This window comes from Celeribacter litoreus (assembly GCF_020165855.1).
GTDB classification, from domain to species: domain Bacteria; phylum Pseudomonadota; class Alphaproteobacteria; order Rhodobacterales; family Rhodobacteraceae; genus Celeribacter; species Celeribacter litoreus.
Window position 1 is genome coordinate 30,454 of sequence record NZ_JAIUFY010000008.1, and the last position, 15,774, is coordinate 46,227.

Sequence of the window (15,774 nt, forward strand, 5' to 3'; positions counted from 1 at the left end):
CACGCACTGGTGAGCGGAAAGTGAGGTGGGTTTCGGAAGTTATTAACTATTTCTGCACGGCGGCGGCGTGTAATCGAACCTCATCGTCCCAGATTAAAAAAGAGCGGACGAGTCGAAGGCAGAAGACAGGCATCGTTTGTATTATCTGTTGTGATCTAAGAGGTTGAAATGGCAATTGAAACACCAACGGCGTCGCAGCGTGCGCACCTCCTGATGAAGGACCTGAACTCGGCAATTTCGGCCGCACGTGCAGGGGATTGGGTGCGCGAAGAGGCGATGACTGATCATATCCGAGATATTTCCTACTCGGTCACTCCACGTTACGCAGGGTATCAGCTCCGCTCGGCCTGTGGCGCAATTGATGCGGCACAGCGGTCTCAGGATCTTGAGGGCAGTCTTGCCTTTGCCGAACATGAAGTCGAGAAACTGCGCGATATCTTCTTGCGCTCCGGTTGCGCCTCCGACGCGGCATAAGTCATCGATTGCGTCCTCCGCGCAGGCTATCTGACATAAAAATAGGGGCCCGAAAGCCCCGTATTTTTTCGCGTCTTCGTGCGAGCGACCGGATCAATCCTGACCGCGATACGGTTTGACGTATTGCATCGCCATATCCCACGGGAAGAAGATCCATGTGTCCTGCGACACTTCGGTGATGTAGCTGTCCACCTGCGGGCGGCCTTTCGGCTTTGCGTAGACGGTTGCGAAATGCGCTTTGGGATACATGGAACGCACGAGTTCGAGCGTCTTACCGCTATCAACCAGATCGTCGATCACGAGAATGCCGGTTCCATCGCCCATCATGTCCTCGTCCGGAGAGTTGAGCACGACCGCGTCAGACTGGCTCTGGTGGTCGTAAGACTTCACGGAGATCGTGTCTACGGTGCGAATGTCCAGCTCTCGCGCGATGATCATCGCCGGAGCCATGCCGCCACGGGTGATGGCGACAATCGCACGCCACGCGCCGTCGTCGGGGCCTTTGCCGTCAAGGCGCCAAGCAAGCGCGCGGCTGTCGCGGTGAATTTGGTCCCAGCTGATGTGAAACCCTTTCTCGTGCGGAAGGCGGTCGGACATCTATGTAACTCCTCTAAACTGGCGATGCGGGCGAATTAGCCGAGCGCGATACGGGTGCCGAATAATGCAATGGCACCACCGAGCACGCGATCGGTCCAAAGCTTGGCTCGCCCATATGCTTGACGAGCTTTTTGCCGCGAAAAAAGCCGCGCGACAATCACATACCACAGGGTTTCGTCCAAAAAGACAAAAAAGACGAGCAGCGCTTTGACAATCGGCGCGGTCTCTGGCGGCACGAGACCTGCGAACACTGCGCTGAAGAACACTGCGGGCTTCGGGTTCGACATCTGCGTCAGGAGCCCGAGACGAAGCGCGTTCGCCAGCGATCTCGGCTGCGTGCCCGACGTATCAGGGTTCGGAAGTGGCGCGCATGCGTACCGGATCGTTTTCACACCGATCCAGATCAGAAATAGCCCGCCGATGATCTTGAGGGCGAGATAGGCGGAGGGGAACAGTTCGAACAGGAGCGAGAGGCCGGAGATCGCCGCCATTGCCCAGAGCGCCGCCCCGAGACCGAACCCCATCGCGAGACCAAAGGCAGGGCGGAACCCCTCCGCCGCCGAGAGCCGCACCGAGACGACGAAGGAGGGGCCGGGGCTCATGGCGGCCAACAGATGAATTCCGAGGATGGAGAGGAAAATGGTGAGGGTCATCGCACCTGTCCTAAATGCAAAACGGGAGCCCGAAGGCCCCCGTTGAAATAACTTTGTCCGAAGGCGCTGACTTAACCCTTCGTGATGTCCGGCGCGTCTACGGCTTTCATGCCCACGACGTGGTAGCCTGCGTCGACGTGGTGGGTTTCACCGGAGACACCTGCGCCCAGATCGGACAGGAGATAGAGCGCGGAGCCGCCCACATCGTCGATGGTCACGTTGCGGCGGAGCGGCGAGTTGTATTCGTTCCACTTCATAATGTAGCGGAAATCACCAATGCCGGAGGCGGCGAGAGTCTTGATCGGGCCTGCGGAAATGGAGTTCACGCGGATGCCGTCTTTGCCGAGGTCTTCGGCGAGGTAACGCACGGAAGCTTCGAGAGCGGCCTTGGCAACACCCATCACGTTGTAGTGCGGCATGACGCGCTCTGCGCCGTAGTAGGTCATGGTGAGCATGGAGCCGCCGTCGGTCATCAACTTCGCCGCGCGCTGTGCAACGGCGGTAAAGGAGAAGACAGAGATGTCCATCGTCAGGTTGAAGTTGGAGCGTGAGGTGTCAACGTAACGGCCGCGCAGCTCGCCTTTGTCGGAGAAGCCGATGGCGTGCACGATGAAGTCGATCTTGCCCCATTTCTCTTTAATGGCTGCAAACAGCGCGTCGATGGAGGCCTCATCAGAGACGTCACATTCCATCACGAAATCAGAGCCGAGGCGTTCTGCAAGCGGATCGACCCGCTTTTTGAGTGCGTCGCCTTGGTAGGAGAAACAGAGTTCCGCACCGTGTTCTGCAAGTGCTTTTGCGATGCCCCAGGCAATAGACTTGTCATTTGCAAGTCCCATGATCAGCCCGCGTTTGCCGTCCATCAATTTGGTCATGGTTGTTCCTCAACCCGCTTTGTCTGTAATTGAGGAAGGCTTTAGGGGTTTTCCATGGTCCGATCAAGTCTACGGAATTTCTTTCGTGACGTGACGTCATTGCGGAAACGCACACCCCATTCGCAGTAGGTTGGCGCCTCTTGTCGACTTTTCGCCCTAGGGGTAACCATTAAACAGACTGTGAAGGAGAGAGCAGATGGTGCCACGCAAAGGGATATTTGCCGGCGATAATCCGTTCGAGATTGCCCGTAGCTGGCTCGCGGAAGCCGAGGCCAAAGAGATCAACGACCCGAACGCGATGGCGATCGCGACGGTCGATCCGGATGGTTTGCCGAATGTCCGGATGGTCCTACTTAAAGAGATAGCGGATGATGCGTTCATCTTCTTCACGAACTACGAAAGTGCCAAAGGCACCGAACTCGACGCGTCAGGCAAAGCGGCTTTCGTGATGCATTGGAAGTCATTGCGGCGTCAGGTGAGAGTTCGGGGGCTGGTCACGCGCGAAAGTGATGAGGCGTCGGACGCCTATTATCAGTCCCGCGCTCTCGGGTCGCGCATTGGCGCATGGGCCAGCAAGCAATCGCGCCCTCTGAAATCGAAGGCGAGTTTGATGGAGGCGGTGACACGGGAAGGGCTCAAACACGGGCCAAACCCGAAACGGCCGCCGTTCTGGGGTGGGTATCGCATCGCGCCGGTTGAGATCGAGTTCTGGGCGGATGGAGAATTTAGGTTGCACGACAGGTTCCGTTGGCGTCGCGCAACTGTGAAGGATGACTGGGAAATTGTGCGGCTGAATCCGTGAACAAGTGTTTCGAAAGTAAGGGGAATTTTTCTATTATTTCGAAATTGTCTACAGTAGGGACTTGAACCTCCCCGCTGATTGTCACAGGGTCGCACTGGGATGAGGGGTGTACGCCCCAAGGAATTGGCTTCAGCCGGAGGGCTGGGGCCGTATGAGAATGAGAGAATGAATGTGACTGACTTGGGTGACGTGGTCTCGGGTTATGTGAAATGGTTTGACCCGACACGAGGCTTCGGCTTCGTGGTTTCGCATGACGGCGGCCCGGATATCCTCTTGCATGCCAATGTGTTGCGGAACTTCGGGCAAAGCTCGGTTGCGGATGCAGCCGAGATTCGCCTCATCGTTCAACGCACCGATCGTGGCGTTCAGGCCGTCGAGGTTTTGGAGATCGCACCGCCGTCGCAAGGGGCGGGGCATGTGCTTGAGGACCTTGAAGAGATTGACGAGGACAGCCTCAAGCTTCCGCTCGAACCTGCGCGTGTGAAGTGGTTCGACAAAGGCAAAGGATTCGGATTCGCGAATGTCTTCGGTCGTCCCGAAGATGTCTTCGTGCATATCGAGGTTCTGCGCCGCTCCGGTCTGGCTGACCTGATGCCGGGCGAGGCCGTAGGTCTTCGCGTGATTGATGGCCGTCGTGGCCGGATGGCTGCGCATGTGACCGCATGGGACGCAGCACTGCGTGAAGCTACGCAAGTTGCTCAGGATGAGGATGCCTGACATCACTCGGCCCTTTCTATGGGCTTTGGGCCTGTCGCTCCTAACGGGGGCGGCAGTCGCCGAGACAGCATGTCGCGCAGATGAAGTCATCATTACGGGTGACGGGCAGGAAACACGTTTCTCGGTGGAGATCGCCGATGACGCTGGAGAACGCTCTCTGGGTCTGATGCACCGTGAGGAGATGGCTCGCGGGCACGGCATGCTCTTTCTCTATGAAGAACCACAGCCGGTTGCGTTCTGGATGGCAAACACGCTTATCCCGCTCGATATGATCTTTGTCGATCATCGTGGTGTCGTCGTGAAAGTTCATGAAAATGCGGTGCCGCTGGACCGGACTCCAATTCCGGGGGGCGACTCGATTTTTGCTGTTCTGGAGATCAACGGCGGCTTGGCAAAGCCGCTCGGGATCGGTCCTGGCGATGTTCTGCGACACCCCGGCTTTGGCTCTGATGCCGCTGATCCATGTTCTGTCGAATAGGGCTTTTCATCCGCGTTCTTACAGGTTAGGAACGCCGCACGGTCGGGGCGTGGCGCAGTCTGGTAGCGCACCTGTTTTGGGTACAGGGGGTCGTGAGTTCGAATCTCGCCGCCCCGACCACTTTCCAAACATATGATAGTGAATGGCGCCGCTTGCGGCGTTTTTGTGTTTTCTCGCCACTTGTGAGCGTCGCGCGCCGCCTGTGCGTGTGCCTGACAAAGTGCCTGCGATCACCGTTTTGCGCGGACTGTGATTCTTTTTTCCGGGTCGAGCGGGGTTTCGAGGGATTCGGAGAGTTAGTGGCGCGGAAATCATCTCTAGGTTGTGTTTTGTCCCAATATACTTGGGACTTGCCCCCAATTTTCGCAGCAATTGCCTAGCTTTGAGCCACAACATCTAGTGTGCTGACAGATTGTGCAAGTGGGTCACAGATGCAGGTGCAGCGACGTTTTTTTGGGTTGTCCACATATCCACAGAAGCTCGTGTATAGAGTGAGATGGCTGCCTGAAAGGCATGGAAAACAAAGGAAAAATCCGACCTCGTGAAGTGGACGAATCGGAGGGGCTTGTGGGCAAATTCCGTCAATTGGTTTTTGGTATCTAAAAGGTAAAAAATGCCGTTGACCAAACGGGGGAGAACGCTGCACATTGTGGGAACCGGATGGGCGGCACACTACATTTAGTGGCTCTCACACGGTGAGGGGCAAGGGTCCCGTGGGAGATATCGAAACAGAGAGCCAGCGGGATCAACGCAGAATATGCGTAAATCCCGTTAAATTCGGCCAAGAGATACAGAGATATCCCGGCGGAGATCAGACCGTTCAGGACGTAAAACATGAGCCAACCGATTCTGCGTTTGTGCGGGGTCGGGCCAGTGGTTTTGTGCGTTTGAACAGAGGTCCTTCATCGACACGAGGCCACAACATGTAGCCACCTCTGGTAGTCGCAGGTGCCTGTGTCGGGGGCGTTGCGATCGGGTCGAGACAAATCGCGGGGCAGGTCAGGCATCGCGGTTTTACGGAGGTCAGGGGCCGAGGTTGAAAACCGGGTCCGTTTTAAAAAGGTTGGTCGGGGCACAATGAAGATCGAACGCAAATTTACGAAAGCTGATCAGGACGCATACGCGGCGCTGGAATTTTCCATCACATCTTCGGAAATTCGAAACCCTGACGGGACAGTCGTGTTCAAACTCGACGAATGCGAAGTGCCGTCGAAATGGTCGCAAGTCGCGTCTGACGTCATCGCCCAGAAATACTTCCGTAAAGCCGGCGTTCCCGCCGCTCTGAAAAAAGTGCGTGAGAAGGGCGTTCCGTCCTTCCTGTGGCGCTCTGTGCCCGACGAAGCCGCACTCGCCAAACTGCCGGAAGAAGAGCGTTTCACTGGTGAATCCTCTGCCAAGCAGGTCTTCGACCGTCTTGCAGGCGCTTGGGCGTACTGGGGCTGGAAAGGTGGCTACTTCACCTCCGAGGACGACGCACGCGCCTACTATGACGAAATGCGCTTCACTCTCGCGTCCCAGATGGGCGCACCGAACTCTCCGCAGTGGTTCAACACCGGTCTGCATTGGGCCTACGGCATCGACGGGCCGGGGCAGGGGCACTACTACGTGGATTACAAATCCGGTGAGCTGACCCGCTCCACCTCTGCTTACGAGCACCCGCAGCCGCACGCCTGCTTCATTCAATCCGTCGCCGACGACCTCGTGTCTGACGGTGGCATCATGGACCTCTGGGTGCGTGAAGCCCGTCTGTTCAAATACGGTTCCGGCACTGGCACGAACTTCTCGTCCCTCCGCGCGGCAAACGAAGCGCTGTCCGGCGGTGGTAAATCCTCCGGTCTCATGGGCTTCCTGAAAATCGGTGACCGCGCGGCTGGCGCCATCAAATCCGGCGGCACCACTCGCCGCGCCGCGAAGATGGTGATCTGCGATATGGATCACCCGGACATCGAAGAATTCATCAACTGGAAAGTCATCGAAGAGCAGAAAGTGGCGTCTATCGTCGCTGGCTCCAAAATGCACGAGCGCCAGCTCAACCAGATCTTTGATGCCATCGGTACTTGGGACGGCGCAGAGGCAGATGCCTTTGACCCCAAAAAGAACCCGTCCCTGAAAGACGCGATCAAGTCCGCGAAACAGGTCGCAATCCCAGAGACCTACGTCAAGCGCGTGCTCGATTACGCAAAGCAGGGCTACTCTTCCATCGAGTTCCCGACCTATGACACCGACTGGGATTCAGAAGCCTACGCTTCTGTTTCCGGCCAGAACTCCAACAACTCCGTCCGCGTAACTGACGCCTTCCTGAAGGCCGTCAAAGACGACGCCGATTGGGAACTCCTGCGCCGCACCGACGGCAAAGTCGCCAAGACCGTGCGCGCCCGCGATCTCTGGGACGACGTTGGCCACGCCGCATGGGCCTGTGCCGATCCGGGCATCCAGTTCCACGACACCATCAACGCGTGGCACACCTGCCCGGAAGATGGCGAAATCCGCGGCTCCAACCCGTGCTCCGAGTACATGTTCCTCGACGACACGGCCTGTAACCTCGCGTCCATGAACCTGCTGACCTTCCTCAAGGACGGCAAATTCGACGCTGAAAGCTACATGCATGCGACCCGCATCTGGACCCTGACGCTCGAAATCTCCGTGATGATGGCGCAGTTCCCGTCGCAAGAGATTGCGCAGCGGTCCTACGACTTCCGCACGCTGGGGCTCGGCTACGCCAACATTGGCGGTCTGCTGATGAACATGGGCTTCGGCTACGATTCTGATGAGGGCCGCGCCCTTGCGGGTGCTCTGACCGCGATCATGACCGGTGTCTCCTATGCGACGTCTGCCGAGATCGCAGGTGAGCTTGGCGCGTTCGACAAGTTCGAGAAAAACCGCGACCACATGCTCCGCGTCATCCGCAACCACCGCACCGCAGCTTACGGAAAAACCACGGGTTATGAAGGGCTTGAGGTCAAGCCGGTTCCGCTCGATCACGCCAACTGCCCGGATGCGCATCTCGTTGAGCTTGCGAAATCCTCATGGGATGAGGCTCTGAGCCTCGGTGAGAAAAACGGCTATCGCAACGCGCAGGTCTCCGTGATCGCGCCGACGGGCACCATTGGTCTCGTGATGGATTGCGATACGACGGGCATCGAGCCGGACTTCGCCCTCGTGAAGTTTAAAAAGCTCGCTGGCGGCGGCTACTTCAAAATCATCAACCGCTCCGTTCCGGCTGCGCTTGAGAAACTCGGCTATTCGTCTTCGCAGATCGAAGAGATCGTGTCCTACGCCGTGGGCCACGGCACCATCGGCAACGCGCCGGGCATCAACCACACCGCCCTGATCGGTCATGGTTTTGGTCAAGCACAGATCGACAAGATCGAAGCTGCGCTTCCGTCCGCCTTTGACATCCGTTTTGTCTTCAACCAGTGGACCCTCGGCGAAGAATTCTGCACCGGCACGCTCGGTATTCCGGCGTCCAAGCTGAACGATCCGTCCTTCGATCTCCTGCGCTCGCTCGGCTTCTCCAAAGCCGACATCGATGCAGCCAATGATCACGTTTGCGGCACAATGACGCTCGAAGGGGCGCCATTCCTCAAAGAAGAACACTATAACGTCTTCGACTGTGCAAACGCCTGCGGCAAAAAAGGCAAGCGTTACCTCTCCGTCGAGAGCCACATCACCATGATGGCTGCGGCGCAATCCTTCATCTCCGGCGCGATCTCCAAAACGATCAACATGCCGAACGACGCAACCATCGAAGACTGTCAGAAAGCTTACGAGCTGTCCTGGTCCTTGGGCACCAAAGCCAACGCGCTCTACCGCGACGGCTCCAAACTGTCCCAGCCGCTCGCAACCGCGCTGATCGAGGACGATGAAGAGGCCGAGGAAATCCTCGCCACCGGCACCGCTCAGGAAAAAGCGGCTGTTCTGGCCGAGAAAATCGTCGAGAAGGTCATCATCAAAGAGGTCGCACGCGGCCGCGAGAAGATGCCTGACCGCCGTAAAGGCTACACACAAAAAGCCAACGTAGGTGGCCATAAAGTCTATCTGCGCACAGGTGAGTATGAAGACGGCTCCCTCGGTGAGATCTTCATCGACATGCACAAAGAGGGCGCAGGCTTCCGCGCGATGATGAACAACTTCGCCATCGCTGTGTCCGTGGGTCTCCAATACGGTGTGCCGCTCGAAGAGTTCGTGGATGCCTTCACCTTCACCAAGTTCGAGCCCGCCGGCATGGTTCAGGGCAACGACTCGATCAAGAACGCGACGTCGATCCTCGACTACATCTTCCGCGAACTCGCTGTTTCCTATCTGGACCGCACCGACCTCGCGCATGTGAAGCCGCAGGGCGCAGCATTCGATGATCTCGACAAGGATGCGGCAGAAGGTGTGTCGAATGTGAAAGCCCCGTCTGAGGCGGCGTCTGCAAAGTCCATCGAAGTTCTGAAACAGATTTCTTCGACCGGCTACCTTCGCAAGCGTCTCCCGCAGGAACTCGTTGTTTTGCAAGGCGGAATGCACACGGGTGCGGTTGCGCTCGACGGCTCCATCGATGCGGAAACGGCGCTTCAGACCCTCGTGCCGGAAACCAAATCGGCGCCAGTCGCCGAGACGGCTCTGTCCACGGGTACAGTCTCTATGTCGGCCCGCGACAAGGCGAAAATGCAAGGCTATGAGGGTGATCCCTGTGGCGAGTGCGGCAACTACACGCTGGTGCGCAACGGCACCTGCATGAAGTGCAACACCTGCGGCGGCACCTCGGGCTGCAGCTGATCAAAATAGGATAGAAAAACCGCAATGGAACTCGCATTTCATATCAAAGGCCACACATGTGTCGCAGAACGTGTCGCAATGCGCGGCAACACGATCGAGGCCGATTTCGGGGCTGACATGGCAGGCGTTCTCAAAGACGCTTTCTATGGCGCCGATGTGGTCGCGGTTCCGGGGCTTTCGGTGACCTATTCTGTCCAACACCTGCGCACCGGACTGGCGCGCGGCTGCACGGCGACTTTTTCGGTGAACTCAAGCACGGGTCGCGTGTTGCACTAACAAGAATTTGTCCCGCCGCCCTCTACTCGGCGGGGCAGGGAACGCTCTTTCCGCCCCCCGGATGGAGCGTTCATGGGAGGGTTCGAAAGAATACCTTTTCCGGAGCGGATGCGTTCGCTCCAGACGCGGATCGGGCCGCAGGCATAAAATCTACCGGGCGGTATCAAATATGAGCCTGATTTCGCGAGACTGGAGGTCCCTAGGGGCCTCCTTTTTCTTTTGAAAAAATATCTGTAACGTATTGATACGCATAAAAAAGGCCCCGCTCGGGGGCCTTTTGGACTGTGATGTTGATTTGGCTTATTCGGCCTGACCGCGGGCCAGTGCCGCAACACCCGTCCGTGCGGTCTCAACGAGACCGAGAGGACGCATCAGATCGGCGAAAGCGTCGATTTTTTCGGATGTGCCAGTCATCTCGAACACAAAGCTGCCGAGCGTCGAGTCGACCACGTTGGCACGGAAAATCTCTGCGAGGCGCAGAGCTTCGATCCGCTTGTCGCCGGTGCCTTCGACCTTGAAGAGCGCCAATTCCCGTTCGATCGACGGGCCTTCGACGGTCAGGTCGTGAACTTCGTGCACGGGCACGATGCGGCCAACCTGTGCCTTGATCTGTTCGATCACGTCACGGGTGCCTGTGGTCACGACGGTGATGCGCGACAGATGGGTGTCGTGGTTCACTTCGGCGACGGTGAGGCTTTCGATGTTGTAGCCACGGCCGGAGAACAGGCCGATGACGCGGGCGAGAACGCCCGCTTCGTTGTCTACCAGAACAGCCAGCGTGTGCTTTTCGACCACATCGGCATGATAGTCGCGGAGGTCATAGGCGGAGTGGCTCGTGGAGCCCTGTTGGATGCGAAGAGCAGACATGTTCAACCCTCTCGGTTGGCCGCCATCATGGCGAGATCAGTGTTAAGATGCGCGATCATCCGGCGAGCCCCCATGTGGCGACCAGAGCGGCGACGATCGCGCGCAGTTTGTCGGCGAGGTGTTTCATTAAACCAGAACCGCCCCGTCAGATTTGATTGCGCCCTCCGTAGAGGCGTCGCCCAACAGCATTTCGTTGTGCGGTTTGCCCGACGGGATCATCGGGAAGCAGTTCTCGTGCTTCTCGACGAGGCAGTCGAAGATCACAGGACCGTCGTGCTTGATCATCTCCATGAGCGCGTCATCGAGATCTTTCGGATCGGAACAGATAATCCCTTTCGCGCCAAAGGCTTCGGCGAGTTTCACGAAGTCGGGCAGGGCCTCGGACCAGGACGAGGAATAGCGCTCGCCGTGCAGCAGTTGCTGCCACTGACGGACCATGCCGAGGCGTTCGTTGTTCAGGATCAGCTGTTTCACCGGCAGGCGGTATTGGATCGCGGTGCCCATTTCCTGCATGTTCATCAGCCACGATGCTTCACCCGCGACGTTGATCACGAGGCTCTCGGGATGTGCCAGTTGAACGCCGATGGAAGCCGGGAAACCGTAGCCCATCGTGCCCAGACCACCGGAGGTCATCCAACGGTTCGGGTCCTCAAAGCCGAGGAACTGTGCGGCCCACATCTGGTGCTGGCCGACCTCGGTCGTGACGTAGCGGTCCATGCCCTTTGTGAGGGCTTCGAGACGCTCCAGCGCATACTGCGGTTTGATCACGGTTTCGGAGTTCGTGTAGGACAGGCAACGCACTTCGCGCCATGCCTTGATCTGCTCCCACCATGCGGCGTGATCGGCGGTCTTGCGCCCGCGCGATTTCCACACCTTCAGCACGTCTTCGAGCACATGCCCAACGTCGCCCAGAACCGGTAGGTCCACGCGGATGATCTTGTTGATCGAGGATGGGTCGATGTCGACGTGCACCTTTTTGGAGTGCGGCGAGAAATCCTGAATGCGGCCGGTGATGCGGTCGTCGAAACGGGCGCCGATGTTGATCATCAGGTCACAGCCGTGCATCGCGAGGTTGGCTTCATAGGTGCCGTGCATGCCTAGCATCCCGAGCCAGTTCTCACCGGACGCCGGATAGGCGCCGAGGCCCATCAGCGTCGAGGTGATCGGAATACCCGTCGAGTCCACCAGTTCACGCAGCAGTTGGGACGCAGCCGGACCGGAGTTGATCACGCCGCCACCCGTGTAGAACACCGGACGCTCTGCCTTTTCCATCAGTTTCACCAGATCGGTGATTTCCTCGATGGAGGCTTTCATCTTCGGCTGGTAGTGGCTGACCTTCGCCTTCGCCGGCGGGGTGTATTCGCCGTCAGCAAACTGTACGTCTTTCGGCAGGTCGATGAGGACGGGACCCGGACGGCCGGAGCGCGCAACGTGGAATGCCTGATGGATGACGCCGGACAGCTCGTCCGTGTCCTTCACAAGCCAGTTGTGCTTGGTACAGGGGCGGGTGATGCCGATTGTGTCCGCTTCCTGAAAGCCGTCCGTGCCGATCATAAAGGTCGGAACCTGACCGGAGAAAACCACCAGCGGAATGGAATCGAGCAGCGCATCGGTCAATCCGGTCACGGCATTGGTCGCACCCGGTCCCGACGTCACCAGCGCAACGCCAACCTTGCCCGTGGAGCGCGCATAGCCCTCGGCAGCGTGAATCGCGGCCTGCTCGTGGCGCACCAGAATGTGCTGGATGTCGTTCTGCTGGAAAATTTCGTCGTAGATCGGAAGGACGGCGCCCCCCGGATATCCGAATACCGTGTCCACACCCTGATCCTTCAGGGCTTGAACAACCATTTTCGCTCCGGTCATCTGACGTGTCATCTTACTCTCCGTCTCACGCGTCATATCTGTGTGCCCGTTTTGGGCGGCTCGCAATGGACCGTTTGGTCAGTGCTCATAGAGGTTTCGGCTACAAAAAAGCCCCCGGAGTGAACTCGGGGGCGCATGGGATCCAATATGGTTTACCGTCACCGGCCCATGCGCGTCTTTCCTACTACAAGTACAATAGTGCCAATCATGGCAAACGATCCTTCGCTGTGTGTGCGGGGACATTATGTGCACCCGCAGAAGGCGTCAACCGCAAAAGGATGCCTCCCGTGAATAAAATGTCGCAATCAGGGGGTGTGCGCGAAATAATGTTAAAATGACTGACCTATTTGGGGGTGAGTTCCGGACACTTTTCTAAAGGTCTTGCTCTTTTAAACAGCCTCCTGGTTCCTTTCATCAATCCTTTACGCACCCGTCACATCTCTGTCGCGCGTCTTTGGCAACTATTCCGCCGACGGGACGCGCCGAAAATGAGCGCGCTCGCACGCACAAAATTTCCGAGCCAATGGAGCCAAAGATGAAAGATCAGGATATCGTAGACCTGTCTTGGGACGAATTTGACGAACTGCGCGACCCGCGCGCGTCGACCAATGATTTCGACGCTGTCGTAGAGCGCGCAATCTCGCGCCGCGGCTTCCTTGGCGGGGCGCTCGCATTCGGCTCCGGCGCGCTCGCGATGGGTGCTGGCCTCATGTCCTCCACGACCGCCGCCCGCGCGGACGGTCACATGGGTTTTGCGTTCAAGCCGATCGACATCGCCACCGACCACGACATCCACGTGCCGGACGGCTACAAGTGGAAAGTCCTCGTGCGCTGGGGCGACGCGCTCTTCTCCGACGCCGCGAATGCCTACTCGCCGGAAACCGGCGTGGACGTCTCCATGTCCGACCGCGTGTTCGGTGAAAACACCGACGGCATGGAAACCTTCGTCGATGGCGATAAGACCGTCCTCGCGATCAACTCCGAATACGTGAATCCGAAAATCAACCTGCCGGCCGCCTCCGAGGGCAAGCCGCAGTCCGCTGACGAAGTCATGATGCTCAAGAACATGCAGGGCGTGACCGTCATGGAAGTGGCTGACACCGGCAACGGTTTCGAGGTCGTCGTCGACAGCCCCTACAACCGCCGCATCACCCATGAGACCGTGATGACCATGGACGGTCCGGCGGCTGGGTCCGATCTCGTCAAAACCAACGCCGATCCGGAAGGCATGTCGCCCAAAGGCACCATGAACAACTGTGGGTCCGGTAAGACGCTCTGGGGCACCTACCTGACCTGTGAAGAGAACTTCAACGGCTACTTCGGTGCGACCGGTGCGTACGAAGAACGCGCTGACTTCAAACGCTACGGCATTGGTGGCGAAGGCCGCTATGCCTACGAGAAGTTCGACACCCGCTACGACCTCTCCAAAGAGCCGAACGAACCCTACCGCCACGGTTGGGTCACCGAGATCAACCCGCTCGACCCGTCCTCCACGCCGATCAAACACACCGCTCTCGGCCGTTTCAAGCACGAGAACGCCGAGATGGTGCAGGCCAACGACGGTCGTGTGGTGGTCTACATGGGCGACGACGAGCGCGGCGAGTTCATGTACAAATTCGTCTCCAACGGCACCTGGACCGAGGGCGGCTCCACCGAGGGTCTTCTGTCTGACGGCACGCTCTATGTCGCCAAGTTCAACGACGACATGACCGGCGCATGGCTCCCGCTCACACCGGAAACCACGGGCATGTCCATCGAGGAAATCCTCGTCTTCTCCCGTATCGCAGGCTCCAAAGTCGGCGCGACCACCATGGACCGTCCGGAATGGATCGCAGCCAACCCGCTCAAGTGCGAGGCCTACTGCGCCCTGACCAACAACAAGAACCGCGGCATCAAAACCAACGCTGGTGGCGATGAAACCCCGGTTGGCGGCCCGAACCCGCGCGAGGCCAACAAATACGGCCAGATCGTGCGCTGGACCCCGACCGGCGAAGACCACGGCTCCGAGACCTTCGCATGGGATCTCTACGTTATGGCCGGCAACCCGAACGTCCACGACAACGCCTATGGCGGCTCTGACAACGTCACCGCCGGCAACATGTTCAACTCGCCGGACGGCATGGCCTTCTCCTCCGACGGCTACCTCTGGATCCAGACCGACGGCGACGACAGCAACGAAGGCGACTTCGCAGGCCAAGGCAACAACCAGATGCTCGTGGGCAACACGGAAACCGGCGAAATCGCCCGCTTCCTCACCGCCCCGAACGGCGCAGAAGTCACGGGCCTGTGCTGGTCCGCGGACAAGAAAGTGGCTTTTGTGGGCATCCAACACCCGGGCGGCGCTTGGCCCGACGGCGCCGGCAAACCGCGCTCTGCCGTCATCTCCGTGTGGCGCGAAGACGGCGCCACCATCGGCTAAGCCGACACGGGATTTAACCCCCAAGAATTTTATCAGGCGAGGGGCGCGGCGAAAGCTGCGCCTCTTATTTTGTTAGGGAGAGCATTACGTTGATGGTTTCCTGAGCAGAACTTCTCGATGTTTCTTTCCATTTGCAAAGATTGGCCTTTGGGCTTGACTCAAATCTTAGCGGTTCCCATTCGTAGATCGTGTCGAGTTATTTCCCTTGTGAGAGGTTTTAAAATGGAACGTATTATAATTGTTCTGGTTTGCTTGTTCGCAGGCGCTGCCGGAAGTTATTTTTACTTTGATAATTCTACGACAACTGATGCGGAAGTTATAATTGGCGCCCCAAGTTACCAAAAATTTCTTAGAACAGCGACTGTTCCCACCTCTCTCACGATTATCGCAGTACACGAACGCGATAATGGAAATAATGCCGTCGCAATGGTCAAAGCCGAGGCCAAAACGCTGATCGGTGTAGATTTCAGTAATTTTGATTGGACCAGATTGTCAGGGGTCGGAACGTCTATAAATTCTAGCCATCTGGAAGGTGATGCAAAAATTCAGATTAAGGGCATTTTGCCGGACTTAAAGGTGGATTTGCATCTTGAAGACCCACATACGAGTGAAGTCAAAATCCTAAGCTATACGAGACATATTAAGGAGGAAAAACTTCGTGAGTTCGCAGAAGAGAAGAAAAGAGCACTGACGGACTGCATCCAAGATAGAGCTCTTTACCAAAAAGATATTCTAGAAGATGCAAAAAACACCGTGATTGCAATGCTTTCTGCGGTCATTCCCTCAAAGCCGAATGGCGAAAGCCTAGTTGAGTTCGATCTTTCATTCGGAAACGAGACCGAGTTTTTGGAGCGGGCACGACAGTTCGCTGATGGCGAGGTCGCAGAGTGTTCAGCAGGCATCTTCAAATACGATGAGTCTTAAAGCGCAATCACTGCACGCCGCCTCCATGTCCACGATCAGGGTCTCTCACAAATACCAAGCCACCA

Annotated in this window: 13 protein-coding genes and 1 tRNA gene; 9 read left to right on the top strand and 5 right to left on the bottom strand. The window is 57.7% G+C overall.

Annotated elements, in window-relative coordinates; genetic code table 11:
• Window positions 1–168: 168 nt before the first annotated feature.
• Window positions 169–474: a hypothetical protein gene (locus LA304_RS08675; protein ID WP_224502751.1), complete on the top strand. Its 306-nt coding sequence runs from the start codon at window positions 169–171 to the stop codon at window positions 472–474.
• A gap of 93 nt (window positions 475–567) precedes the next feature.
• Here the strand turns inward: LA304_RS08675 and gpt are convergent, their stop codons facing one another.
• From gpt to fabI, 3 genes are all read right to left on the bottom strand, one after another.
• Window positions 568–1,071, bottom strand: a complete 504-nt coding sequence (gene gpt / locus LA304_RS08680) for a xanthine phosphoribosyltransferase (protein WP_224502752.1) — start codon at window positions 1,069–1,071, stop codon at window positions 568–570.
• Between the two features lie 35 nt (window positions 1,072–1,106).
• Window positions 1,107–1,724: a LysE family translocator gene (locus tag LA304_RS08685; protein ID WP_224502753.1), complete on the bottom strand. Its 618-nt coding sequence runs from the start codon at window positions 1,722–1,724 to the stop codon at window positions 1,107–1,109.
• Between the two features lie 71 nt (window positions 1,725–1,795).
• Complete coding sequence (gene fabI / locus LA304_RS08690; RefSeq protein ID WP_224502754.1) at window positions 1,796–2,599, bottom strand: enoyl-ACP reductase FabI; 804 nt, start codon at window positions 2,597–2,599, stop codon at window positions 1,796–1,798.
• Between the two features lie 196 nt (window positions 2,600–2,795).
• Between fabI and pdxH the strand changes: the two genes are divergently transcribed.
• The 6 genes from pdxH to LA304_RS08720 all read left to right on the top strand — a co-directional run bounded on the left by pdxH (window position 2,796) and on the right by LA304_RS08720 (window position 9,636).
• Window positions 2,796–3,401 carry a pyridoxamine 5'-phosphate oxidase gene (pdxH, locus tag LA304_RS08695; protein WP_224502755.1) on the top strand — a complete coding sequence of 202 codons (606 nt, stop codon included), beginning with the start codon at window positions 2,796–2,798 and terminating at the stop codon, window positions 3,399–3,401.
• A 165-nt stretch (window positions 3,402–3,566) separates the two neighbouring features.
• Window positions 3,567–4,118, top strand: a complete 552-nt coding sequence (locus LA304_RS08700) for a cold-shock protein (protein ID WP_224502756.1) — start codon at window positions 3,567–3,569, stop codon at window positions 4,116–4,118.
• Window positions 4,111–4,596, top strand: coding sequence for a DUF192 domain-containing protein (locus LA304_RS08705; RefSeq protein ID WP_224502757.1), 486 nt, complete (start codon window positions 4,111–4,113; stop codon window positions 4,594–4,596). The genes LA304_RS08700 and LA304_RS08705 overlap by 8 nt, the downstream gene beginning before the upstream one ends.
• Window positions 4,597–4,639: 43 nt before the next feature.
• Window positions 4,640–4,716, top strand: a tRNA-Pro gene (locus LA304_RS08710).
• Between the two features lie 957 nt (window positions 4,717–5,673).
• Entirely contained in the window at window positions 5,674–9,360 is a 3,687-nt protein-coding gene (locus tag LA304_RS08715) for a vitamin B12-dependent ribonucleotide reductase (RefSeq protein WP_224502758.1), read from the top strand.
• Window positions 9,361–9,384: 24 nt separating this feature from the next.
• Entirely contained in the window at window positions 9,385–9,636 is a 252-nt protein-coding gene (locus tag LA304_RS08720; protein WP_224502759.1) for a hypothetical protein, read from the top strand.
• 300 nt (window positions 9,637–9,936) lie between these two features.
• Here the strand turns inward: LA304_RS08720 and ilvN are convergent, their stop codons facing one another.
• Entirely contained in the window at window positions 9,937–10,503 is a 567-nt protein-coding gene (gene ilvN, locus LA304_RS08725; RefSeq protein ID WP_224502760.1) for an acetolactate synthase small subunit, read from the bottom strand.
• 126 nt (window positions 10,504–10,629) lie between these two features.
• Window positions 10,630–12,378, bottom strand: a complete 1,749-nt coding sequence (locus tag LA304_RS08730) for an acetolactate synthase 3 large subunit (RefSeq protein ID WP_224502761.1) — start codon at window positions 12,376–12,378, stop codon at window positions 10,630–10,632.
• Between the two features lie 523 nt (window positions 12,379–12,901).
• On the opposite strand from LA304_RS08730, the gene LA304_RS08735 reads away from it, so the two are divergent.
• Window positions 12,902–14,785, top strand: a complete 1,884-nt coding sequence (locus LA304_RS08735; RefSeq protein ID WP_224502762.1) for a PhoX family protein — start codon at window positions 12,902–12,904, stop codon at window positions 14,783–14,785.
• Window positions 14,786–15,007: 222 nt separating this feature from the next.
• Window positions 15,008–15,709, top strand: a complete 702-nt coding sequence (locus LA304_RS08740) for a hypothetical protein (RefSeq protein ID WP_224502763.1) — start codon at window positions 15,008–15,010, stop codon at window positions 15,707–15,709.
• Window positions 15,710–15,774: the final 65 nt, after the last annotated feature.